The organism is Saezia sanguinis, from assembly GCF_003991585.1.
Classification (GTDB): Bacteria; Pseudomonadota; Gammaproteobacteria; order Burkholderiales; family Burkholderiaceae_C; genus Saezia; species Saezia sanguinis.
This window is the reverse complement of record NZ_PQSP01000022.1, coordinates 1-832: the sequence shown is the minus strand read 5'-3', so window position 1 is coordinate 832 and position 832 is coordinate 1. Positions and strand designations below refer to the sequence as shown.

The following is an 832-nucleotide window of genomic DNA, read 5'->3' as shown; positions in this document are numbered from 1 at the left end:
GGCAAGACAGAAGTCGAGTTCAGCAACGGCACCATCAAGGTCGTAGGCACCAACACGGGTGGCGGCAACGCCATCGGCATCGCTGCATGGGACAGAGGCAGCACCAACAGCAGCGTACAGGCCTACATCAACCTGGGCTCTGGCGCCATTGTTGACGCCACCGAAGGCGTACTGGGGCTGCAAATCAGAAGCAACGGCACCGGGCAAATCGACATCGCCGCAGGTGCGCAAGTCCATGGCGGCCTGCTGGGCGGTGTACAACTCACCGGAACCGGCACCGGCATAGGTACTTACACCCTGAACAATGCCGGTGAAATCGATGCGATGAGCGACCTCGCTGTCCTCTCCTCAGCACCTGCGGGCAGCACCCTGAGCATCACCAACGACGGCACCATCACCGGCTACCTCAGAGGCGGTGCAGAAGACACCACCTTCACCAACAACAGCTCCAACAGCTGGAACCTCAGAAACTTTGCCGACACCGATGGGGACGGCGTACGCGACACCAAAGCCGTTGCTATCAGCGACTTCGGCGCCGGCAACGACACCTACATCAACACCACCACCGGCACTCTGCGGCTGGCCGCCGTCAGCGGTGAAACCACCACCGTGACCACCGGCGAATACATACCGGCAGGTGCACTCAGCAGCAGCAATGCAGGCATTGTGCACGGGCAACTGCTCAACCTCAACCGCTTCGAGAACGCCGGCACCATTGACCTCAGCGCCAACGGACTGGCCGGTGACGTCCTCGTCATCACCGGGGGCACCACCCCCGGCACCGATGGCGGCGGCCTGTACATCTCCAATGGCGGCAGCCTCATTGTCGACA

General features: G+C 62.0%; 1 pseudogene. It reads left to right on the top strand.

Annotation, left to right across the window (positions count from 1 at the left end):
- Positions 1–832, top strand: a pseudogene (locus CUZ56_RS15840) (hypothetical protein); the annotation flags it as partial.